General features: G+C 55.3%; 1 pseudogene. It reads right to left on the bottom strand.

Features of this window, described 5'->3' with window-relative positions:
* Positions 1-106: 106 nt before the first annotated feature.
* Positions 107-831 (bottom strand): annotated as a pseudogene (locus FSO04_RS45860) (IS5 family transposase); the annotation flags it as partial.
* Between the last annotated feature and the right edge of the window lie 87 nt (positions 832-918).

Genomic DNA, 918 nt, shown 5'->3' with positions numbered 1-918 from the left:
AGAGACGGTTTCAAAAAGGCTCCTGCATAGATCGCTGGAGGGTATTCCAACAGATGAGGCAAGCGGCGAACTTCAAGAAAGCTTCATGGATCCTGGCAAGGCGCTCGTAGCGGACTCGAAGACGATGGAAATTATGGAACCAGGCATGAGTACGTTCGACTACCCATCTATATTTTCCAAGCCCGCTGCCATGCTCGGTGCGGCGCTTCGCGAGAACAGGTTTGATACCCCTATCACGCAATTTCTGCCTGTGTGCTTCGGAGTCGTATCCGCGATCAGCATAGACGACTCGAGGCTTTCGCAACGGTCGACCGCGGATACCACGGATGGGTGGAATCGCTTCAATGAGGGGAAACAATTGTGTGACGTCGTGTCGATTGGCACCCGTCAAGATGATCGAGAGTGGCAACCCATTTGCATCGGTCGCAACATGGTGTTTGGAACCCGGTCGCGCACGATCTACAGGGTTCGGCCCGGTTTTTGGCCCGCCCCGATAGCCCGAACGGAAGACGAATCGAGAATCACGCGTGAGAGGTCGATTTGGCCAGCTGCGCGTAGCTCGGCGAGCAGTAGTTCGTGCAATCGATCCCACACGCCTGCTTTCTGCCAGTCGCGTAAGCGGCGCCAACAGCTCACGCCAGAGCCGCAACCCATTTCGGCAGGTAGATCGCGCCAACGCAACCCTGTGCGCAACACATACAAAATGCCGTTCAAAGCGGCGCGATCGGGTATCGGCTTTCGACCTGGATACTTCTCGCGCCGAGCTTTCGGCTGTGGCAGTAAGGGTTCGATTCGCTTCCACAATTCGTCGTCAATTATTGGCTTGCCCATCCCCTTGACTCCGTCGTCACGACGACCAAGGTTAACAGCATGTCCATGAAGTTAACAGCCCCTTCAAGTCTTTTTGAAACCGTCTCT

It is taken from the genome of Paraburkholderia madseniana (assembly GCF_009690905.1).
In the GTDB taxonomy this organism is placed as follows: domain Bacteria; phylum Pseudomonadota; class Gammaproteobacteria; order Burkholderiales; family Burkholderiaceae; genus Paraburkholderia; species Paraburkholderia madseniana.
The sequence above is the reverse complement of the archived record's forward strand: the minus strand, read 5'-3'. Positions and strand labels throughout refer to the sequence as shown.